Source organism: Methylobacterium sp. WL7 (assembly GCF_008040085.1).
Lineage (GTDB): Bacteria > Pseudomonadota > Alphaproteobacteria > Rhizobiales > Beijerinckiaceae > Methylobacterium > Methylobacterium mesophilicum.
Genome location: NZ_VRVG01000003.1, coordinates 96,843 through 117,553, shown reverse-complemented (window position 1 = coordinate 117,553; position 20,711 = coordinate 96,843). Strand labels below are relative to the sequence as shown.

Sequence of the window (20,711 nt, the reverse complement as noted above, 5' to 3'; positions counted from 1 at the left end):
GGTGGGCATGGGCCGAGATCGAGGACGACCTTCCGTCGGGCGCCCGCTACATGTGGCCGACCATCGGCACGTCCCGGCGCGAGCCAACCGAGGCCGAGGCGGCCCGGCTGCGGGAGATCGAGGCGATCACGGAGGCCGAGGACGACGGATCGGTGTCGGACGAGGAGGTCGAGGCTCTGTCGGTCGAGCACCGCACGATCGAGAAGGGCCTGTTCGTTGAGCCAGGGGCCGAGGACAAGGCGCGCTCCGGCTGCGTGGTCTCCTGGGACTATGACGCCACGATCAGCGTCCGCCAGTACGTCCTGCGTCCGGAGGATGTGAAGGCCGCCAAGGCCTCGGCCGCCGAGGCCGGTGAGACTACCGAGCCTGAGGCGAAGGGGCTGTCATCCGCGCTGGTCGACCGTCTCAGCGTCCAGCTTACGCAGGCCGTGCAGGATTCGTTCGAGACCGCGCCCCGGGCTGCCCTCGCCGGGCTGCTCGCCGGCGCCACGTGCAAGGGCCATTGGGGCGCGCCCATCCGCCTGCGCCTCGAAGGGCTCGACGGCGAGAAGGCCAAGGCCGGAGACAACGAAACCTTCGAGGTCCTGTTCAACCGCTTCCTCGGCATGGACGACGCGGACATGCTGGCGGCGCTCGGCCGGGTGCTCGGCCGCGGCGTCGACCTGCGAACGCGGGCCCCGGGATCGGGCGCGACGGCAGGATGCCCGGCGGACAGCCGCGCGATCCAGGCCCTCGCCGGGGCCATGGAGCCGTCGGTGCTTACGGCGCGCCTTGTCGACCGGTTCGACGCCAAGGACTTCTTCTCCTCGGCCCCGAAGTCGGTGGCGATCGCCGCGATCCAGGAGGCATGCGGGGCCGAGGCCGCGGCCCGGGCCCGCAAGCTGAAGAAGGCGGAGATCGTCGCGGTCGCCCTCGCCGAGGTCGTCCCCACGGGATGGTTGCCCCGCGAGATCCGCTGGCCGGGATACGCCGGCCCCGGCGCCGAGACAGCCATGTCCGAGGCGGCCTGACACACCGACCACGACGCCACGCCAAACAGGGGAACCACGACATGAGCTACATTCGCCGCCTCGGCGTCATCGCCGAGCACGGGACGCTCGAAGCGTACCGAAATTTCGTCCTCATGGGCCGGGACGCGGCCGCACGGAAGGCCACGCGGCACTGGTTGTCCGCCTCGACGGACGCGGAGCATGCGCGTGTCGAGGAGCTCCGCATGGCGGAGATCGACTGGCGGGTCGACCTCGCGTGGGTCGACCAGGAGATCGCCCGCGACGCCGCGGTGGCAGCCTGATGGCCAAGGCACCCGACGCCCCCATCGAGGACGCCGTCGAGCGGCGCAGGCTCCGGCTCCGTCTGGATGGCCTCGACGACGCGAAGCGCCACCGCCGACGCGGCCTCATCGGCCTCGGGCAGACGGCCTTCGGCGCGCGCTGGCGGACGGATCTCGCCCGGTCGATCGAGGCCCACATGGGCCGCCCGGTTCTCCCATCCCAGGTCGCCCACTGGGTCTCGGGCGTCCGCCCTGTCCCCGTGGAAATCTACGAGGCTTGCACGAAGATCGCCGCATGGGAGGCGGCGGCCCTGCGGCGCCGGGCGGACGTTTTGGAAAGCGGCACGTGGAGGGATTCGCTCGAACGGGACGACGGCACGGTGGACGTGCCACGGTCGCCCCAGGAGATCGCGGCCGACGCCGCCCGGGATCGTGCCGCCCGGCTCAACGAGGACGATTAAAATGCCGTGGATCGACCGGGCGATAACGCCGAATTTCCTTCCGTTCAACGAGGACCGCAGGACGTACGATCCCGGCATCGTCGTCGAGACCCAGCCCGTCGACGGCCTCGACGAGTGCCCGATCTGGGGTGTCGCGCCGCTGACAAAAATCGCGCGCAGCTTGGTGCCGCCGCTCATGCGCACGGCGTGGCACGCAAGGCGCGTTGGAGAGAACCGGCCGTTCGCCATGGTCATGAAGCTAAGGCCGCATCGGCTCGACGGACGCGTCCTTTCGAGGACGCCTGAGCAGGCGACGATCGTGCCCGGGCGTCGCCTCATCGTCGTCCTGCCGGACTTGGTCCTGACGGTGTGGGGGTCCGATCCGGACAGAGCCTACGCGTTCCTCGCCGATTGGATGGCGGGCACGCGTCAACGGCCGCGCCTTCGAAAGCGGTTTGCCAAAGGCCCGGCGGAGGATTTCGAGGCAATCGCGATGCTCCCCCGGCGCTAGTCGATCCCCTCTACGCCGCCTCCGCCAGCGCGGCGACGGCGGCCGGCCCCTGCTCCAGGGCGGCGTTCTCCGCGAGCCGCTCCAGGATCTCGGAGACCGTCACGACGCGGAGACCCCAGTCGTCGACGCCGACGTCGCAGGACCGAGCCGTCCCGGGCAGCGATCCGTGGCTGTGCCCGTAGCAATGGATCGCGCCCCGATGGACACCGCTCCACGTGCGGAGCGCGTAGTGGCAGAGAACGATGCGCACGCCCTCGACGACCGGCGCGGCCATCTGCTGCTGGCTGTACCAGGGCAGGGCGGTCGTCCTCGCGGCGTCGTGGTTCCCGAGGATGAGGTGCTTCCGGCCGTGAAGCCTAGAGAACACGTCCCGGCACATGGCGGCCGACGCCCCGTACGCGAAATCGCCTAGATGGAAGATCTCGTCTCCCGGGCGGACCCGGTTGTTCCAGTGCTGGATGATCGATTCGTTCATGGCCTCCACGGAGGTGAACGAGCGCGGCCTGTTCATGCGCGCGGCCATCATGCCGGCGTGGCCAAAATGGGTGTCTGACGTGAAGTAGGTCTTCATGATTAGCCTCCGAATACTTGGAGGCGAGGCAGGGCCGTCAGCGCTCCGGGATCAGGTCGTCGGGTTCGGGGCGCGCAATATTTTCACGGTGCATCTCCTGGTGGGCTCAACGTGCCAGGCGCCGGGCCGGCGGGCAAGTCGATGTTTACCGGCCGGTCAACGTTTCCCTGGTCTGCACCCACGCGTCCAGGTGGACGACTGGCGCTGCTGTTAACCGAGCGTATCCTTAGGCGTTGCCCTCGCGAATCGCTCGATCCTAGAATCCCGCATGACCTTTCAATTCATTCTCGGGGCCTTCGACTGGTCCTCCGGCGCGAGCACGAAGGCCCGTCTCGCCGAGCCGGACACCCTCCTGACCCTGGATGTCGCCGTATGGGCGGCCGAGGTGCTCGATCCCTACGGCCTGCCCACGTTCTCCGTCGCGCAGCTGCGTGCCGCGACGCGTGCCGACCCGCCGCATCGATTGAAATCGATGTGCCCCGGGCACGCGATCCTCACCACACGGCAGCACCTGATCGACTGGAGAACATCGTGGCACGACCCCGCAACCCCGCCCGCCTCGTCTGGGACGAGGACCGACAGGTCTGGGAGATCCGAGACACCATCGACGGCAAGCGCTTCAAGCGACGCACACAGTACGGCCGAGAGGATCGGCGCGCGGCTGAAGGCGAGCTCGCGCTCCACGTCGCGGAGCAGGCGCGCCTAGAGGACGAGCGCCAGGCGGGATCCCCCGATCCCGAGGACCCGGCCAACTCGAACCCCCGCCTGGTCAGCGTCGCCGCGTGCCTCGGGTTCTACGGGACCCGTCAGGAGGGCACGGCGAACGGGCCGCTCGCCGGCCAGCACATCATCAACCTTCTCCGCCACTGGAAGGGGAAGACGCTCGCACAGGTCCGGGGCGAGACCTGCCGCGGGTTCGTCAAGAGCCGCACGGCGGAGACGTACTCGGCGCCGGGCTCGACGAAGCTCAAGCCCATCTCGATCTCGACGGCGCGACGGGAGCTCCAGACTCTGTCCGCGGCGATCGGGGTCTGGCATCGCGAGTACGCCCTGACGGCCCGGCCTATCGTGAGCCTGCCCGAGGCCGGCGCGCCGCATCCGGACTGGCTGACGCCCCGGGAGTACGAGCGGCTCCTTAAGGCGGCGCAGGGCTGGGACTGGACGTCGTCCCTCCTCGCGAGCCGGGAGCCGGTCTGGGAGCGCGTGCCCGGCTGGCACCTCGATGCCGAGGACGCGAGCGACCACCTGGAGCGGTTCTGCGAGATCGGCTTCTACTCGGGCACCCGCGCGGCCGCGGTGCTGGACCAGCGTTGGAACCGCACCCTCGACCACGGGTGGATGGACCTGAACGGGGTGACGATGCACCGGTCCGGGCCCCGGGTCCCGAAGACGCGCAAGCGCCAGCCCCCGTGTAGGATCCACGACAAGCTCCTGCCTCGGCTCCGGGTCTGGCGCGAGGCCGACCTGGCGCGCGGCATCGAGTTCGTCGTCCACGAGAACGGGGCCGAGCTCGGCCGGATCTCGAAGGGGTTCGCGGCGGCCGCGGCGCGGGCCGGGCTGGACCGGCGGGACATCGACGGCACCATGCGGATCGGCAACCTCGCGGCCGAGGACGACATCGGCATGCCGACCCCGCACGTCCTGCGGCACACGCGCGTCACGCTCATGCTCCGGGCCGGCGTCCCCCCGATCGAGGTGGCCGAGTACGCCGGGATGAGCCTGAAGATGGTCCTCGACGTTTACGGCCATCACCATGCCGAGTACCAGCAGCGCGCGGCGGCCGCGTGAGCCGGGGCCGGAACGGGGCCGAAACCCTGGAAAACGGGGCCGATTGGGCCGGAACGGGAGCGAACGGGATTGCACGGATCGTCGCTAAATCGTTGGGGCCATTCGCGGTCCCCTCGGGCCGTCGCGGTTGATCCCTGCGTTGCCAAGGTTGGGGTCGAGGGTTCGAATCCCTTCGCCCGCTCCAGTTTTTCTTCCCAACTAGATCTACGCAAAACGCCTCCGGGCGTTTTTTGCATTTGCGGCCGATGCGGCGGTCGCGGCCGCTACTGGGTTTCGCGATCGCGGCCTCTGGCGAATGGGAAACCCGTCGCGTGTCGGACGATGCCGCGGATCGTCCGCGGCGGCGCGCTCAGCCGCGCCCTCCGTCGGCGAAGTGCTCGCGGATCCAGCATTCTCCCGAGATCCGGGCGCCGTTCTGCGTGACGAACGCGTAGGGCGAGCGTTCCACGACGGTGCCGCCACCGGCCCGGATGACCCAGCGGTAGCAGCGCGGATCGCGCGCGCAGGGAATGACTTCGACGCTGTGGGCGGGTATCAGATCGATGGACATGGATCATCAACGTTCCACGCCGGAAATCCGCTCCGATCGACCGGCCCGCGTGATTACTTAAGTGTGGAATCACACGCTCGCAATCGTCGGATCGGCCCGTCGGCGCCCCGCACGGGCCTAACCGCAACGCGGGTTCGACCCGGTGGCAGCGCGCCGAGGCACGCCGCCCATCTCGCGCCCTGCCGTTCAGGATGTCCGCGCCCGCCGGCCCACCCATTCGTCGCCCATTACCGTTCGCACCAGAGGACACCGCATGCCGATCAAGGCGCTCAACGACCGCAAGAAGCTGTCGGGGGATTTCAACGACGCCAACGACGCGTTCATCGACGAGGTGCTGAAAGCCCTCCAGTCCGGCCAGATTCCGATGGATCTCGCCCGCGCCTACCTCGCGCATCCCGTCGCGATGATGCACACGGATGGAGCCCAGGCGGTGGCCAACTACTTCGACCGCATGCTGGCGCAGCGGCCGACCATCGACTGGACGCCCGGCGACTGAACGGCCCGGGCCAAGAAAGGGATTGCGGATGACCCTCGACGAGGTCGAAGACCTGAAGCGCGCGCGCGGCGCCCTGGCGCGGCAGCGGAACGCCATCGCCAAGCGATTGGGCGGGATCGACGTCGCCCCGATCTCCATGGCCGAGGACCTCACCCGGACCCTGCTGGCCATCGAGGCCGTGGACCGCGCCCTGGTCGATGCCGGGCAGCCCCATGTCGATATCGGCGCCGCGCACGAGGCCTAGAAACGTGAGAGGCCGGGCGGCATCGACCGCCGGGCCTCCGTCGAACCTTGCGCCCCGCGCCCGCGCGGGCATACAGGCGAGACGGTGCGAGGAGACCTGACGATGACCGACCGCCTGCCCGGCTTCAACACGTTGGCGATCCATGCGGGCGCCGCCCCCGACGCGAGCACGGGCGCGCGGGCCACGCCGATCTACCAGACCACGAGCTTCGTGTTCGACGACGTCGATCACGCGGCCTCGCTGTTCGGGCTGCAGGCCTTCGGCAACATCTACACCCGGATCACCAACCCGACGAACGCCGTGCTGGAAGAGCGCATCGCGGCGCTGGAGGGCGGTACCGCCGCGCTCGCCGTGGCCTCGGGCCACGCCGCCGAGTTCCTCACCATGCACGCGCTGATGCAGCCGGGAGACGAGTTCGTCGCCTCGAACAAGCTGTATGGCGGCTCGATCAACCAGTTCAATCACTCGTACAAGAACTTCGGCTGGTCCGTGGCCTGGGCCGACAACGACGACCCGGCCTCGTTCGAGGCGGCGATCACGCCGCGCACCAAGGCGATCTTTTGTGAGTCGATCGCCAACCCGGGCGGGGTCATCACCGACATCAAGGCGCTCTCGGACGTCGCGAAGAAGCACAACATCCCGCTGGTCGTCGACAACACCATGGCGACGCCGTACCTGATCCGCCCGTTCGAGCACGGGGCCGACATCGTCGTCCACTCGGCCACCAAGTTCCTGGGCGGCCACGGTAATTCGATCGGGGGCCTGATCGTCGACGGCGGCTCGTTCCAGTGGGCGGGGGACGCCCGCTACCCGATGATGAGCCAGCCCCGGCCGGAATATTCCGGCATGGTGCTCGCCGAGACCTTCGGCAATTTCGGCTTCGCCATCGCGTGCCGCGTGCTCGGCCTGCGCGACCTCGGCCCGGCTTTGTCGCCGTTCAACGCCTTCCTGATCCTGAACGGCATCGAGACCCTGCCGTTGCGGATGCAGCGGCATTCCGACAACGCCCTGGTGGTGGCCAAGCACCTCGTGCAGCACGAGGCCGTCTCCTGGGTCAGCTACCCGGGCCTGGAGACCGACCGCTACCACGCGCTCGCCAAGCGCTACACGCCCAACGGCGCCGGCGCGGTCTTCACCTTCGGTCTGAAGGGCGGCTACGAGGCCGGGGTGAAGCTCGTCTCGAACCTGCAACTGTTCTCGCACCTGGCCAATATCGGCGACACCCGCTCCCTGGTGATCCACCCGGCCTCGACCACGCACCGCCAGCTCACCGACGCGCAGAAGACCGCCGCCGGGGCGGGGCCGGAGGTGGTGCGGCTGTCGATCGGCCTGGAGGATCCGGCGGATCTGATCGAGGATCTGGATGGTGCACTGGGGGCTTGAGAGCGGCCAGAGACACGTCGAGGTATCATGGCGCCGGATCGTCCGCGGCATCACGGTGTGATGCGGGCAGGAGGTCGACCCCATGGCTGACACGCTGATCCAGGCCAGTATCGACTCAGCCACGGAGGAAGAGTCAGCTGCGGTCCTGGCTACGATAGGCCTGACGGTGTCCGATGCCGTCCGGCTGATGCTGGTCCGTGTCGCGCGCGACAGGGCTCTGCCCTTCGAGCCGCTCATTCCGAACCAGACGACCCTTGCCGCCATGGAGGAAGCGCGGCGGGGCGGCCTGGTTCGGTTCGACAGCGTGGCCGCATTGATGGCCGACCTCGATGCGGACGGTTGAACGCACCGTTCAATTCAAGCGGGACTACAAGCGAGAGACGAAGGGGCGTTACCGCGCAACGCTGGTTGCAGATCTGTCGCCCGTAATTGATGCTTTGATGGTCGATCAGCCGCTGGACGCCCGTCATCGCGATCACGCTTTGGTCGGCAATTGGCGCGATCATCGCGATTGCCACATCAAACCGGATCTCGTGCTGATCTATCGCTTGCCGGATGCGCAGGCGCTCCCGCTGGTTCGTCTCGGCTCACTTGCTGAACTCGGCCTTTGACGCCGTCGCGTTGCCACAACGGCGTCCTGAAGGACGGTCGCGAAGTGGTCGCTTCGTCGCAAGAACTTGCGAAAACGCGACGTTCGCGATCGTCTGTGGAGTTTGGCTTCGCATGAAAGCCGGTCTTTGAACCGGCCTTCGGCGCGCGCCTAAAAAACCTCGTCCGCCAGCGCCATCGTGGTCTCCGACCCGGCCTTGATCCGGACCAGGCGCAATGCGGTCTCCGGCAGCATCCGCTCCATGAAGAACCGGCCGGTGGTGAGCTTGGCCGCCCAGCGGGGCGCGGCGTCCTCCGCCTGCTTGGCGAGCGCCGCCTTGGCGATCCGCGCCCACATGTAGCCCAGCGCCACCAGGCCGAAGAGGTGCATGAAGTCGGTGGCGCCCGCGCCGGCATTGTCTGGCTTCGAGAAGGCGTTCTGCATCAGCCACATGACGGCGCCCTGGAGGTCGTTCAGCCCGGCCTGGAGCGGCTGGGTGAACGGGGCCATCGCGGGATCCTCGCCGTGGTCCTTCAGGAAGGTCTGGACTTCGCCCAGGAAGGTCATCATCGCCCGGCCGCCGTCCTTGGGCAGCTTGCGGCCGATCAGGTCCATGGCCTGGATGCCGTTGGCGCCCTCGTAGATCATGGCGATGCGGGCATCGCGCACGAACTGCGACATGCCCCACTCCTCGATATAGCCGTGGCCGCCGAACAGCTGCTGCGCGTCCACCGCGTTGGCGAAACCACGGTCGGTGAGCACGCCCTTCACCACGGGAGTGAGCAGGCCGAGATGGTCGTCGGCGGTCTGGCGCTCCTTGGCATCCTCGGACCGGTGCAGGATGTCGGCCTGCAGGGCCGTCCACAGCATCAGGGCGCGGGCGGCCTCGTTGAAGGCGCGGATCTGCATCAGCGTGCGGCGGACATCCGGGTGGACCAGGATCGGGTCGGCCGCCTTGTCGGGCGCCTTGGCGCCGGTCAGCGCCCGGCCCTGGAGCCGCTCCTTCGCGTAGGCCACCGCGTTCTGGTAGGCGACCTCGGACTGGCCGAGCCCCTGGACGCCGACCGCCAGCCGCGCCTCGTTCATCATCACGAACATGGCGTTGAGGCCGCGATTCTCCTGGCCGACCAGCCAGCCCGTGGCGCCGTCGTAGTTCATCACGCAGGTGCTGTTCCCGTGGATGCCCATCTTGTGCTCCAGGGAGCCGCAGGACACGCCGTTGCGGGCGCCCAGCGAGCCGTCCGGGTTCACCAGGAACTTCGGCACCACGAACAGCGAGATGCCCTTGGTCCCGGCCGGCGCGCCCTCGATCCGGGCGATGACCAGGTGGACGATGTTCTCGGCGAGGTCGTGCTCGCCGGCCGAGATGAAGATCTTGGTGCCGGTGAGGCTGTAGGAGCCGTCGCCGTTCGGCGCCGCCTTGGTCTTCAGGAGCCCGAGATCCGTGCCGCAATGCGGCTCGGTCAGGTTCATGGTGCCGGTCCAGGCGCCCTCGACCATCTTCGGGAGATACAGCGCCTTCTGCTCGTCCGTCCCGTGGACGAGGAGCGCCGCCATCGCGCCCTGGGTCAGACCCGGATACATCCCCAGCGCGAGGTTCGCCCCGGAGGCGAATTCCTGCATCGCGGTGTTGACGGTGTGAGGCAGGCCCTGGCCGCCGAATTCCTCCGGGACCGACAGGCCCATCCAGCCGCCCTTGGCGTAGGCGTCGTAGGCGGCCTTGAAGCCGGTGGGCGTGCGCACGCTGCCGTCGGGCTCGCGGCGGCAGCCTTCGAGATCGCCGGCCCGGTTCACCGGGGCGAGGACCTCCTCGGCGAGCTTGGCGCCCTCGCGCAAAACCGCCTCGACCACGTCCGGCGAGGCGTCGGCGAATCCGGCGAGATTGTCCCGGGCATGGAAGCCCAAGACATCGTTGAGCAGGAACAGGGTGTCGTCGACCGGGGCGCGGTAAATCGGCATGCTGGAGTTCCCCCTCGTTCCGGCTGAGCGCCAAATCGGCCCGCTCGTTTCCGAGCATCTAAGCGCGCCGCCGCATCCGGAGCAACGGTTCTGCCGTCGCGGGCGCGGGATCTGTCAGGGGCATGCACGCGAGCGCCGAAGATTACTGGGTCATGCTCGCCTTAACCGTGTGTTTACCAAGAAAGTTAAAGGTCCCTTCGAACGATCCGGCACCCGCGCTCCGTGGATACCGTCTCTCGGTCCCGCCCCGCGAACAGGATCAGCGCCGAACGCTGCCGACGACAGGCCTCCGATGACCCGTAACGCCATGCCGCAGCTCGACAGTTTCGACCCGGAGGTGCTCGACGCCGCCCGGGACGTCGCGGCGCGGGCGGGCGTCCCGCTCGAGACCTGGATCGCCTCCGTGGTGCCGCAGCAGCAGGGCCTCCAGGGCAACCGGCGCCAGCGCCGCCGCCAGCGGGCCGAGCAGGCCGCGCGCCCGGAGAGCCGGCACGAGATCGACCAGCACGACGATCACGTCGAGCAAAGGCATTCGCCATTCGAGCGGCCGACCGAGAGCCGGCACGCGCAGAGCCCCGACTCCTACGGCGAGGGCTTCGCAGCCCTGATGAGCCGAATCGACGGCCTCAACCGCACCCTCGACGAGGAGCGGCGCCTCGCCCAGGAAACCGAAGCCCGGCGCCTGGCCGAGATCGAGACCCGGATCGAGCGCGCCCTGCAGGCGACGCCGGTCCAGCAGGTGACCGAGCGCCTCGGCGACATCGAACGGCGCATGTCGCAGCTCGGCGAGCAATTCGCCTCCGGGCGTCCCGCCGGCCGCCGCGGTCGGCCCGATGCGGTCGAGATCCGCAACGCCGTCCAGGATATCCGCCAGCGCCAACGCGAGCTGTCGGAGGGCGTCGGGGAGCGCGCGCTCGCCGGCGGCCGGTCCGACGGCGGCGTCGTGGCGAGCATGCGCATGGACCTCGCCCGCCGCCTCGAGGCGCGCGTCGAGGATATGGCGGCGCCGTCCGCCGCCGTGTCCGAGCTGCAGCGCGAGACGGTGCGTCTGCGCGAGGCGATCAATCAGCTGGCCACCAGCCGCGATGTCGGGGCGCTGGAGCAGGCCGTGACCTCGCTCGCCCACGGCATCGAGCGGGCGCAGGTCGGCACCGACCTGGCCGCGATCGCGGCGCCGGTCGAGCAGGTCCGGGCGCAGGTCGAGCGCCTGGCCGAGGAGGTCGCCGAGAACGTCCACACCCGCGTGGCCGACGACGTGCGCCGCTTGGCCGAGCGCCTCGACAGCGTCGCGGCGGCCGGCCAAGCCGGTTCGGACAACCATACTCTGGCCGGTCTGTTCGCGGAACTCGAAGAGATCCGCCGCCTGATCGGCGCCCTGGCCGGCCCGGAGCGGATCCAGAGTCTCGCCAACAGCCTTCAGGCCGTGAGCGCCCAGATCGCGCAGCTGCAGCGCATGGGGAGCGACGCCAGCCTGCGCCCGCTGCTGGAGGAGATCCGCAGCGACGTCCGCACGGGCGCCCCGGCTGCCATCGCCGAGCAGATCCAGACGCTGGCCGACAAGGTCGACGGCCTCTACACCCGCGACCAGCGCTACGACCGCGCCGAAGCGTCCGAGTCGGCTCAGGCCGGCGACATGGCCTCGATCCACGCGATGCTGCGCAGCCTCGCCGAGAAGGTCGATCAGGTCGGCAGCCGCCCGGAGAACGAGGGCCTCGACGCCCTGGAGAAGCAGGTCGTCTCGCTCGCGGGCCGGCTCGATGCCCCCCGCAGCGGCGATCCGGCCCTGGCCGGCCTCGAGCGCACCATGGACGACCTGCTGCAGCAGGTCGCGGCCCTGCGCGAATCGGCGCCGAGCGAGGCCGTCGTCGAGCGCGCCGCGCGCAACGCCGTGGCCCAGACCCTCAAGGGCTCCGGCCTGCCGAGCGCCGAACTCGGCGAGATCGGCCTCCTGCGGGCGAGCCTCGCCGACATGCAGGCCCGGCAGATCGCCTCGGATCAGCGGCTCGGCGCCACCCTGGAGGGCGTCCAGTCCGCCCTGGAGCGCCTCGTCAACCGGCTCGGCCCGGCCGATCCGACCGCCGCGCGCCCACCGTCGCTCGACGAGCGGCTCTTGACCTCCACCAGCCCGGAGGCGCGGGTCGCGGCGTCCGACGCGTCGCGCCTGGCCGACGACCTGCTGGAACCCGGCAGCGGCCGTCCGGGCCGGGAGCCGCGCACAGCCCGCGACACCGCCATCCGCCGGCCCGCGCGGGAGCGCTCGGCCGAGCCGGCGCGCGGTCGTCAGGTTCCGGAGGCCGCCGGCGAGACCGACATCAAGACCAGCTTCATCGCGGCCGCCCGTCGGGCCGCCCAGGCTGCCCAGGCCGAACTCGCCGCTGAGGCGCCGGCCGATCGCCGGGACTTGCGCGCCCGCATGGCCGAAAGCGAGCCGGCCGCCGCGGGCGAGAGCCGACTCAGCCGGCTGCGGGCGGAGATCAACCGCCGGCGGCGGCCCCTCCTGCTCGGCCTCGCCGCCATCGTGCTGGCTCTGGGCGCGCTCCAGGCGATCAGCATGCGCGCCCCCGACGAGGCGCCCCGGACGGTCCAGACCTCGCAGGTTGCCCCGAACCGGGCCGAGCCCGCCCGGGACGCCCGCCCGGAGACCGCCGCGGAGGCTCCGGCGCAGAAGCCGCCGGTGGCCGATCCGGTGACCACGCAGGCCCTGCCGACGCCGCTTCCCGCCGAGGCGCGGGGAGCCGCCGCCCGGGCTGCGGTACCGCATGTCTCTGGCATGAACACCCTGCAGGCGGATCTGGGCACGGTTCCGCCGGCCCTCGCCAAGGTGAAGCAGGCGGCGCTGGACGGCGACGGCACGGCGATCTGGGATCTGGCCTCCCGCGAAGCGGACGGCCGCGGCATGCCCCGGGACCTCTCGGTCGCCGCGAAGCTGTTCGAGAAGCTGGCCGCGGCCGGTTACGCCCCGGCCGAGTACAAGCTCGCCGGCCACTACGAGAAGGGGTCCGGCGTGGTCCGGGACCTCGACAAGGCGAAGCTCTGGTACGGCCGGGCCGCCGAGCAGGGCCATGCCCGCTCGATGCACAACCTCGCGGTGCTCTACGCCGAGAACCCCGCCGCCAACGGCAAGCCCGATTTCGCCTCGGCAGCCTCGTGGTTCCGCCAGGGCGCCGAGTTCGGCGTCCGCGACAGCCAGTACAACCTTGCGGTGCTCTACGCCCGCGGCCTCGGCCTGACGCAGGACCTGGTCCAGTCTTACGCATGGTTCTCGGCTGCCGCCGGGCAGGGCGACGACGACGCGGCCAAGAAGCGGGACGACGTGGCGAACAAGCTCAGCCCTACCGATCTGGCCAGCGCCAAGAGCCTCGCGGGGACCTTCAAGCCGCGTAAGCTCGACGCCGCCGTCAACGAGCCCCCCGCCGCGAAGGACGGCATCACCGCGCCGATGTCGCTCCTCGGTGCCCCGACCCCGAGCCCAAACGGCTTCACCGCTCCGGCCCGCAAGTCATAGCGGCCGCGCGAACCTCCTCCCCGCCGATGGCAACCGGCGTCGATGGTCACCTCTCGCTCGATGCGGGAGGCGACGCGATCCTCGCCTCGCGGCTACGGGCTACATGGGTTGGAAGACTCAGCTCCTGAGGATCGACACCCCATACCTGACAGCCCGCGCCGTCATACCGGAGCGCCGCAGGCGAGCCCGGAATCCGGAAACGCTGTCCGTGCAGAAACTTGACACGTCGGTGGTTCTGGATCCTGGGCTCCGCCTTGCCGCCCAGGGATGACGGCGTGTGGCCGCATCGACCCAGCCACCGCTTGAAGGACGCACGGAGCTTTCCGCTCGTGTCTTCGGGGGGTTGATCCTAACCCAGCGCCCGGCGCGTCGCGCCATGCGGGCAACCACGGCCGCGCGATCCGTGTATCCCCGGCGCGGCCTGGGACGTTTCAGGACCCGGACGCGTGGCCCGAAAGGCGGCGAACGCCTGCTGTGTTTTGCCGCCCTGATCCCAGCTTGACCGCTCTCCCACGATGCGTGAACGCTCGGATCGGGCGATACCTGCCCGTGTAAACACGGCGTGGCGGCCGCCCGTGCGGCGGCTCGGAGGATGGATGGCGCACCGGAACTCTGTCCCGATGAGCGCGCTCGTGCTCGGCGTGGCCGGCCTCATCCCGTTCCTGGGTTTCGCGGCGCTCGCAGTTTCGGGCTCGGACGGCGGGTTGAGCAGCATCGGCCTGTCGCCCCGCACGATCCTGTCGGCGTATGGGGCGGTGATCGCGTCGTTCCTGGGCGGCATCCGCTGGGGCGCGGCAGCGGCCCGCAACTCCGGCAACGGCGATTATGTCGTGGCGATCGTACCGTCCCTGGTGGCCTGGGCCGCGATGGCGGCGCCGGCCCCCTGGGACCTGCGCGTGCTCGGCGTCCTCGTCCTGGCCTGGGGCCTGATCGATCAGGACCTGACCCGACGCGGCCTCGTGCCGCTCTGGCTCGGCCGCCTGCGGCTGGTCCTGTCCGGCGTGGCCGGTGCCGCCTTGCTGGTGGCGTCCTGAGCGTCGGAACGCTCGTCCTGCCGGATCCTCTTCAAAGACGCGGCGGAGATATCTCAGCTGCGCGGCGGCTCGGCCGACACCGGCGGTGCCCGGCAAAAGCGGCTGGCGGTGATCGGGGCATCGTGTAGGCGGCAGGTCGGAAACCTTGGTATCGACCACCTTCGGTTGCATGCATCTCCGGGGCGATGCCCGGCCCCCGGAAACCGGGGCCGATCGAAGCCGGCTTGAAGCGCGCCAACGCGGATCGAAGTCGAGCCTGTGATCCCGAATGGTCGTTGGTGCCCGTGCGATACGCTTTTCGGAGGCGGGCGTTAGCTATCGCTGGCCATCTCGCGGAGCAGCCGCATCACGGCGTCCCGGCGGGCGGGCGATTTGATCGCACGGAACAGCGACGTGACCTCGTCGCACTGCGCCGCGCTCACCCCCGACGGATCGACCGGCATGCAATCGACGCGGAAGAAGTAGGAGGCCGGCACGTCCAGCGTGGCGGCGATGCGCTCCAGGAGTGAGCGCGTCGTCGGAGAAGTCTCATCGTCGATCATGGACCTGAAACTCGCACTCGATCCGCTTCACACATCGGTGCCGGAGGACGCCCCGGCCGCGGGACAGATTTCGCCAACAACCTATCGCCGAAGCGTTCAAGATGCCATCCTCAGGTTGTGGTGGTCTGCGATTTGTCGCGCTACGTGTAAAATCCGGGGCGAGCATGCCGCAAGCGAAGCATTTGGACAGGACTTTCAACCTCTTGCGCGACCTCGACCGGGCCGCGACGCCGGACGAGATCGCCCAACTGCTCGTGGGCGCATTCCGCGGATACGGGGTTTCGTACGTGATGGCCGGCATCGTGCCGGAACCCGGGCTGCCGCCGCGGCGCCACGGCGGCTTCGTCCTCGCCAGCACGATGCCGGAGGAATGGGCCCGCCGTTACGTGACCCGGGGCTATGCCCTGCACGACCCGACGGTTCGCCGGCTCTGCATCAGCGCCGTCCCGTTCGACTGGAGCGCCGTGCAGGCCGAGACGCCGGTGGCCGGCCGCGTCATGGACGAGGCCACCGAATTCGGCATCCGGGCCGGCCTGACGATCCCGTTCGTCACCCTCGACGGCGAGCCGGGCGGGATCAGCTTTTCCGGCGCAGCGATCGAGATCGAGGCGGCCGACCGCATCGCGGTCAACCTGGTGGCGACCTACGCGGTCGGGCAACTGCTCCTGATGAACAGCCGTCCCACCGCCGGCGAGCCGGTGCGCCTGTCGCCCCGGGAGCGCGAGACCCTACAATGGGCCGCCGAAGGCAAGACCGACGCGGAGATCGGGATGGTGATGGGCATCACCGCCTCGGGCGTCGACTATCATCTGCGCTCGGCGCGCACGAAGCTCGACACGGTCAACAAGGCGCACACCGTCGCCCAGGCCCTGCGGGCCGGCCTCATCACCTGAACGCCGCACCCGCTGGGTCCGCGATCCGGCCCCAAATCCACGGTTGCATCGGCCCTAAGCGATACACGTAACCCTACGATTTTACGTAGTACACACCCGAGCCCGAACGCGGAACACTCACGCATCGAGACGTGAGGTTGTTCCATGATCCATGTGGTCACCCCCGCCAACGCCTATCGCTACGGCGACGCGATGGAGCAGGCTTGGCGCCTGCGGCACCAGATCTTCGTCGAGGAGAAGGGCTGGACCGACCTCGCCCGTCCGGACGGACGCGAGATCGACCAGTTCGACACGCCGCACGCGGTGCACTTCCTGGCCATGGAGGGCGATGCCGTCATCGGCTACAGCCGCCTTCTGCCGACCACGCGCCCGCACCTCCTCTCCGACGTCTACCCGGAGCTCTGCGAGGGGGCGCGTCCCGCCGGCCCGCACCTCTGGGAATGGACCCGGCAGGGCGTCGCCCGCTCCCACCGCGCCCGGGGCCGGGTGGTCAACCCGGTCTCGATCGCCCTGCTCACCGGCATCGTCGAGTGGGGCATGGCGCACGGGCTCACCGGCCTGCTGCTGCAGATGCCGACCCTGTACATGATCCACGTCATCCAACTGCATTTCCGCGCCCAGCCCCTCGGCCTGCCGATCCAGATCGGCGGCGAGGAGATCATGGCGGCGACCGCCGCCTTCGACGCCCGCACCTTGGCGCGCCTTCGCACGGTCCACGGCGACAGCCGCTCCGTCCTCGTGTCCGAGCCGGCCTACCTGGCCGCCTGATGAGAACCAACGCCATGAACGATAGCCACCTGGACACCCTCGCGGCGCAGTGCCTCTCGGTGCGCGACCTGATCGATTCGGTCGGCGATCCGCTGATGCGGGCCGCCATCGACCTGCTGCTGATCGAGGTCGGGCGGGCGCTCGCCCAGAGCTGCGGGGGGGACGGACAGGCCGAAGCCTGAACCGGAGGGGGGCGCCCGCCGTTCAGGTTCCGACCGGAACGGAGGTGTCAGACGCCCATCGCGGTCTTCAGGTTCTGATCGACCTTGTCGAGGAAGCCCGTGGTCGAGAGCCACTTCTGGTCGGGTCCGACCAGGAGCGCGAGGTCCTTGGTCATGTGTCCGGCCTCGACGGTGTCGACGCAGACCTTCTCCAGCGTCGCCGAGAACTTGGCGAGCTCGTCGTTGCCGTCGAGCTTGGCCCGGTGCGACAGGCCGCGGGTCCAGGCGAAGATCGAGGCGATCGAGTTGGTCGAGGTCTCGCGGCCCTTCTGGTGCTCGCGGAAGTGGCGCGTCACCGTGCCGTGGGCGGCCTCGGCCTCGACGGTCTGGCCGTCCGGGGTCATCAGCACCGAGGTCATCAGGCCGAGCGAGCCAAAACCCTGCGCGGCGGTGTCCGACTGCACGTCGCCGTCGTAGTTCTTGCAGGCCCAGACGTAGCCGCCCGACCATTTCAGGCAGGACGCGACCATGTCGTCGATCAGGCGGTGCTCGTAGGTGATCCCGAGCGGCTTGAACTTGGCCTCGAACTCCTCCTCGTAGACCTTCTGGAACAGGTCCTTGAACCGGCCGTCATAGGCCTTGAGGATGGTGTTCTTGGTTGACAGGTAGACCGGGTACTTGCGGGCAAGGCCATAGTTCAGCGAGGCGCGGGCGAAGTCGATGATCGACTGGTCGAGGTTGTACATCGACATCGCGACGCCGGCGTCCGGGAACTTGAACACCTCCTTCTCGATGACGGTGCCGTCGTCGCCCTCGAACTTGATGGTCAGGCGCCCCTTGCCGGGCACCTTGAAGTCGGTGGCGCGGTACTGGTCGCCGTAGGCGTGGCGGCCGATCACGAAGGGCTGGGTCCAGCCGGGCACGAGCCGCGGGACGTTCTTGCAGATGATCGGCTCGCGGAAGATCACGCCGCCCAGGATGTTGCGGATCGTGCCGTTGGGGGACCGCCACATCTCCTTGAGGCCGAATTCCTGCACCCGCTGCTCGTCCGGCGTGATGGTGGCGCACTTCACGCCGACGCCGTGGCGCTTGATCGCCTCGGCGGCATCGACCGTGACCTTGTCAGCCGTTGCGTCGCGGTGCTCGACGCCGAGGTCGTAATATTTGAGGTCGACGTCGAGATAGGGATGGATGAGCTTGTTCTTGATCTCGGCCCAGATGATCCGGGTCATCTCGTCGCCGTCGAGTTCAACGACGGGGTTCGCTACCTTGATCTTCGCCATGGACCGATGCCTTCTCGCGTTGTCCCCGCGCACGGCATGCAAGGGCCGTGCGGTCGCCCGCCCAACCGTCGATTGGGTACGTTTCGCCCCGGCGACATAGCGCGGCCCTTCCGGCAGCGGAAGGCGCGGGCTGTCATCCTGGCAGCATCGTCACCCGGCCCTCGACGGGCGGTCGCCCCCTGTGCCAGAGGGCCGGCATGACGACCCAAGACCCGCAGGACCAGGCTCCGACCAAGCTCACCGAGGTGCCGCCCAGAATCGCCCCGGTGGTGATCCTGGTGGAGCCGCAGCTCGCCGAGAACATCGGCATGACCGCCCGGGCCATGGCGAATTTCGGCCTGTCGGAGCTGCGCCTCGTCAACCCCAAGAACGGCTGGCCGAAGAAGGGCGTGCGCGAGGCGGCCTCCGGGGCGACCCACGTGCTCGACCGGGCGACGATCCACGCCAGCGTCGCCGAGGCGATCGGCGATCTTCACTACGTGCTCGCCACCACGGCGCGCGAGCGCGGTCAGATGAAGCGGGTCCTCGCCCCCGAGGACGCCATGGGCGAGGTGGTCGCCCGGCAGGGGCAGCGCGTCGCGGTGATGTTCGGCCGCGAGCGGGTCGGGCTCACCAACGAAGAGGTGTCGCTGGCCGACGCCATCATCACGTTCCCGGTGTCGCCGGACTTCCCGTCGCTGAACCTGGCTCAGGCGGTGCTGCTGGTGGGCTACGCCTGGCGGCAGGCCAGCGGGCGGGCGGTTCTGCCGTTCTCGGGCGAGCTGCTGGCGCCGCCGGCCACCCGCGAGGCCCTTATGTCCCTGTTCGGCAGCCTGGAGGCGGCCCTCGACGGAGCCCGGTTCTACCCGCCCGAGAAGCGCGACATCATCGCCCGCAACATGCGCGACATGCTCCACCGCATGGGCCTGACCGAGCAGGACGTGCGCACATTCCGGGGGGCGTTGCGGGCGCTGACGCGCAAAGGCAGCTGATCAGGCGTCGCCTTGGATCTCAGGCGGTTTGCCGCCGCCGAAGCAGCGCCCGACCGCCTCCCAGAACGCCGCCTGCTCCGCCGGGGTGCAGAGGGCCACGCGGGCCTCGACCAGGGCCCGGCCGGCCCTCGCATCGGCCGTCGCGGCGACGTCCGCCTCGCTCGGGTGTCCCGCCTCGTCCATGCCAGCCTCCGCAAACGGTGAAAAAAGCCGGCTCGTCCCGGCACGGTTCCGTTATGCGCCGCAATCGGGCATGGAGGCGCCGGGTGTCCGCTCCCGTCCGCGCGGCGGGGCGACGCGGATCGGTCTGGCCGCCTGCCGGCGGGAGAGGGCGGGGTACCGGGTGCGGCTCAGCGTCGACAATCTCGCCTGCCGCCGCTCCGGCCGGCGGATCTTCTCCGGCCTGACCTTCGCCCTCGGGCCCGGCGACGCCCTGGCGGTGACCGGGCGGAACGGCGCGGGCAAGTCGAGCCTGCTCGCCATCCTGACGGGCCGGCTGCGGCCCGATGCCGGGCGCATCGCCTTGGCCGAGGTCGGCGAGGCGAGCCTGCCCGAATGCCTCCATGCGGTCGGCCACCGCGACGGCCTCAAGAGTTCGCTGTCGGCCGGCGAGAACCTGCGCTTCGCGCAGAGCCTCCTCGGCGCACCGCGCCTGTCGCCCCGGGAGGCCCTGGACCGGCTCGGCCTCGGCCACGCCCACGACCTGCCGGTCGGCTACCTGTCGGCCGGCCAGAGGCGGCGCGTGGCCCTGGCGCGGCTGCTGGTCTGCGATCGCCCGCTCTGGCTCCTCGACGAGCCGACGGCGGCCCTCGACGCCACCTCGCAAGCCTTGCTCGCCGGCCTGATGGCGGCCCACCGGGCAGGCGGCGGCCTCGTGATCGCCGCCACCCACCAGCCGCTGGGCCTCGACGGGGCGGCAGAGTTGCGCATCGAGCCTGGGACCGCGCCGGAGCCCGAGCCTGCGGAGGATTGGGCGTGACCCGTGCCATCCTCGCGCTGATCGCCCGCGACCTGCGGCTCGCCGGCCGCGTCGGCGGCTCCGGCGCCCTGTCGCTGGTGTTCTTCCTGATGATCGTCGCCCTGGTGCCGTTCGCGCTCGGACCCGATCTCAACCTGCTGTCGCGGATCGGCCCGGCCATCCTGTGGCTCGCCGCGGTGCTCTCGACCCTCATCGGCCTCGACCGCCTGTTCCAGGCCGACGAGGAGGACGGATCCCTCGACCTGATGACCGCCGCCCCGGTGCCCCTCGAAGGCGTGGTGCTCGCCAAGGTCACGGCGCACTGGCTGACGACGGGACTGCCCCTGGCGCTGGCCTCGCCGCTCTTCGGCCTGCTCGTCGCCCTCGACGGCACCGCCATGGGCGCCACCGCGCTGACGCTGCTCGCCGGAACCCCGGCGCTCAGCTTCATCGGCGCGGTCGGGGCGGCGCTGACGGCCTCGATCCGCCGGGGCGGGCTGATTCTCGCGGTCCTGGTCCTGCCGCTGATGATCCCGAGCTTGATCTTCGGCGTCTCGGCCGCCCAGGCGGCGACGGGGGGCACGGTGCCGTTCCTCGTGCCGCTCGCGGTGCTGACGGCGCTGACCCTGATCGCCGCCGTGGTCGGGACGCTTGCGGCGGCGGCGGCTTTGCGCTGGCCGGAGTGATCGTTTGCTTTCAAGTGCTACGCGCCGCCATTGCTCCGCGACATTGCGCTATCCCATAGCAGAAATCCAATCCATCGGATTCGCGGCCAATATCTTCAACAGATAACCA

At 69.8% G+C, this 20,711-nt stretch carries 24 protein-coding genes; 18 read left to right on the top strand and 6 right to left on the bottom strand.

Annotated elements, in window-relative coordinates; genetic code table 11:
- The 4 genes from FV233_RS30100 to FV233_RS01765 form a co-directional block, all read left to right on the top strand.
- A partial coding sequence (locus FV233_RS30100; RefSeq protein ID WP_187278033.1) for a hypothetical protein occupies positions 1-1,010 on the top strand: 1,010 nt, incomplete at its 5' end.
- Between the two features lie 41 nt (positions 1,011-1,051).
- A complete protein-coding gene (locus FV233_RS01775; RefSeq protein WP_147896447.1) occupies positions 1,052-1,291 on the top strand; it encodes a hypothetical protein in 240 nt (79 codons plus the stop codon).
- Complete coding sequence (locus tag FV233_RS01770) at positions 1,291-1,731, top strand: hypothetical protein (RefSeq protein ID WP_147896446.1); 441 nt, start codon at positions 1,291-1,293, stop codon at positions 1,729-1,731. Before FV233_RS01775 ends, FV233_RS01770 begins: the two co-directional genes overlap by 1 nt.
- Before the next feature lies 1 nt (position 1,732).
- Positions 1,733-2,221 carry a hypothetical protein gene (locus tag FV233_RS01765; RefSeq protein ID WP_147896445.1) on the top strand — a complete coding sequence of 163 codons (489 nt, stop codon included), beginning with the start codon at positions 1,733-1,735 and terminating at the stop codon, positions 2,219-2,221.
- A 10-nt stretch (positions 2,222-2,231) separates the two neighbouring features.
- Here FV233_RS01765 and FV233_RS01760 read toward each other — a convergent pair whose 3' ends face one another.
- Positions 2,232-2,792, bottom strand: coding sequence for a metallophosphoesterase family protein (locus tag FV233_RS01760; RefSeq protein WP_147896444.1), 561 nt, complete (start codon positions 2,790-2,792; stop codon positions 2,232-2,234).
- A 531-nt stretch (positions 2,793-3,323) separates the two neighbouring features.
- On the opposite strand from FV233_RS01760, the gene FV233_RS01755 reads away from it, so the two are divergent.
- Positions 3,324-4,580, top strand: a complete 1,257-nt coding sequence (locus FV233_RS01755) for an integrase (protein WP_187278032.1) — start codon at positions 3,324-3,326, stop codon at positions 4,578-4,580.
- A 349-nt stretch (positions 4,581-4,929) separates the two neighbouring features.
- Here the strand turns inward: FV233_RS01755 and FV233_RS01750 are convergent, their stop codons facing one another.
- Positions 4,930-5,130 (bottom strand): hypothetical protein, encoded by a 201-nt coding sequence (locus tag FV233_RS01750; RefSeq protein WP_147855181.1) that lies wholly within the window; start codon positions 5,128-5,130, stop codon positions 4,930-4,932.
- Positions 5,131-5,383: 253 nt separating this feature from the next.
- On the opposite strand from FV233_RS01750, the gene FV233_RS01745 reads away from it, so the two are divergent.
- The 5 genes from FV233_RS01745 to FV233_RS01725 all read left to right on the top strand — a co-directional run bounded on the left by FV233_RS01745 (position 5,384) and on the right by FV233_RS01725 (position 7,864).
- Complete coding sequence (locus FV233_RS01745) at positions 5,384-5,626, top strand: hypothetical protein (protein ID WP_147855182.1); 243 nt, start codon at positions 5,384-5,386, stop codon at positions 5,624-5,626.
- A gap of 28 nt (positions 5,627-5,654) precedes the next feature.
- Positions 5,655-5,870, top strand: a complete 216-nt coding sequence (locus FV233_RS01740; protein ID WP_147855183.1) for a hypothetical protein — start codon at positions 5,655-5,657, stop codon at positions 5,868-5,870.
- 102 nt (positions 5,871-5,972) lie between these two features.
- Complete coding sequence (locus tag FV233_RS01735) at positions 5,973-7,253, top strand: O-acetylhomoserine aminocarboxypropyltransferase (RefSeq protein ID WP_147855184.1); 1,281 nt, start codon at positions 5,973-5,975, stop codon at positions 7,251-7,253.
- An 82-nt stretch (positions 7,254-7,335) separates the two neighbouring features.
- Positions 7,336-7,596 (top strand): type II toxin-antitoxin system RelB/DinJ family antitoxin, encoded by a 261-nt coding sequence (locus FV233_RS01730; RefSeq protein WP_147855185.1) that lies wholly within the window; start codon positions 7,336-7,338, stop codon positions 7,594-7,596.
- Entirely contained in the window at positions 7,583-7,864 is a 282-nt protein-coding gene (locus FV233_RS01725; RefSeq protein ID WP_147855186.1) for a type II toxin-antitoxin system YafQ family toxin, read from the top strand. The genes FV233_RS01730 and FV233_RS01725 overlap by 14 nt, the downstream gene beginning before the upstream one ends.
- 149 nt (positions 7,865-8,013) lie before the next feature.
- Here FV233_RS01725 and FV233_RS01720 read toward each other — a convergent pair whose 3' ends face one another.
- On the bottom strand, positions 8,014-9,801 hold the full coding sequence (locus FV233_RS01720; RefSeq protein ID WP_147855187.1) for an acyl-CoA dehydrogenase C-terminal domain-containing protein: 1,788 nt from the start codon (positions 9,799-9,801) through the stop codon (positions 8,014-8,016).
- A gap of 292 nt (positions 9,802-10,093) precedes the next feature.
- On the opposite strand from FV233_RS01720, the gene FV233_RS01715 reads away from it, so the two are divergent.
- Both FV233_RS01715 and FV233_RS01710 read left to right on the top strand, forming a co-directional pair.
- The gene (locus FV233_RS01715) at positions 10,094-13,306 is read left to right on the top strand and encodes a tetratricopeptide repeat protein (RefSeq protein ID WP_147896442.1); all 3,213 of its coding nucleotides are present in this window, start codon (positions 10,094-10,096) and stop codon (positions 13,304-13,306) included.
- 596 nt (positions 13,307-13,902) lie between these two features.
- A complete protein-coding gene (locus FV233_RS01710) occupies positions 13,903-14,340 on the top strand; it encodes a DUF3429 domain-containing protein (RefSeq protein ID WP_147855460.1) in 438 nt (145 codons plus the stop codon).
- A 311-nt stretch (positions 14,341-14,651) separates the two neighbouring features.
- On the opposite strand, the gene FV233_RS01705 is transcribed toward FV233_RS01710, so the two are convergent.
- Positions 14,652-14,882 (bottom strand): hypothetical protein, encoded by a 231-nt coding sequence (locus FV233_RS01705; RefSeq protein ID WP_147855459.1) that lies wholly within the window; start codon positions 14,880-14,882, stop codon positions 14,652-14,654.
- 203 nt (positions 14,883-15,085) lie between these two features.
- Between FV233_RS01705 and FV233_RS01700 the strand changes: the two genes are divergently transcribed.
- From FV233_RS01700 to FV233_RS01690, 3 genes are all read left to right on the top strand, one after another.
- Entirely contained in the window at positions 15,086-15,775 is a 690-nt protein-coding gene (locus FV233_RS01700) for an autoinducer binding domain-containing protein (RefSeq protein ID WP_246689885.1), read from the top strand.
- 144 nt (positions 15,776-15,919) lie between these two features.
- Complete coding sequence (locus FV233_RS01695; RefSeq protein ID WP_147896440.1) at positions 15,920-16,543, top strand: acyl-homoserine-lactone synthase; 624 nt, start codon at positions 15,920-15,922, stop codon at positions 16,541-16,543.
- 14 nt (positions 16,544-16,557) lie between these two features.
- On the top strand, positions 16,558-16,725 hold the full coding sequence (locus FV233_RS01690) for a hypothetical protein (RefSeq protein ID WP_238259382.1): 168 nt from the start codon (positions 16,558-16,560) through the stop codon (positions 16,723-16,725).
- A gap of 47 nt (positions 16,726-16,772) precedes the next feature.
- Here the strand turns inward: FV233_RS01690 and FV233_RS01685 are convergent, their stop codons facing one another.
- The gene (locus FV233_RS01685; protein ID WP_147896439.1) at positions 16,773-17,987 is read right to left on the bottom strand and encodes an NADP-dependent isocitrate dehydrogenase; all 1,215 of its coding nucleotides are present in this window, start codon (positions 17,985-17,987) and stop codon (positions 16,773-16,775) included.
- 197 nt (positions 17,988-18,184) lie between these two features.
- On the opposite strand from FV233_RS01685, the gene FV233_RS01680 reads away from it, so the two are divergent.
- On the top strand, positions 18,185-18,958 hold the full coding sequence (locus FV233_RS01680; RefSeq protein WP_147896438.1) for an RNA methyltransferase: 774 nt from the start codon (positions 18,185-18,187) through the stop codon (positions 18,956-18,958).
- Here FV233_RS01680 and FV233_RS01675 read toward each other — a convergent pair whose 3' ends face one another.
- Positions 18,959-19,141 carry a hypothetical protein gene (locus FV233_RS01675; RefSeq protein WP_147896437.1) on the bottom strand — a complete coding sequence of 61 codons (183 nt, stop codon included), beginning with the start codon at positions 19,139-19,141 and terminating at the stop codon, positions 18,959-18,961.
- A 160-nt stretch (positions 19,142-19,301) separates the two neighbouring features.
- Between FV233_RS01675 and ccmA the strand changes: the two genes are divergently transcribed.
- Complete coding sequence (gene ccmA, locus FV233_RS01670; RefSeq protein WP_147896453.1) at positions 19,302-19,937, top strand: heme ABC exporter ATP-binding protein CcmA; 636 nt, start codon at positions 19,302-19,304, stop codon at positions 19,935-19,937.
- A complete protein-coding gene (ccmB, locus tag FV233_RS01665) occupies positions 19,934-20,602 on the top strand; it encodes a heme exporter protein CcmB (protein WP_147856438.1) in 669 nt (222 codons plus the stop codon). Before ccmA ends, ccmB begins: the two co-directional genes overlap by 4 nt.
- Positions 20,603-20,711: the final 109 nt, after the last annotated feature.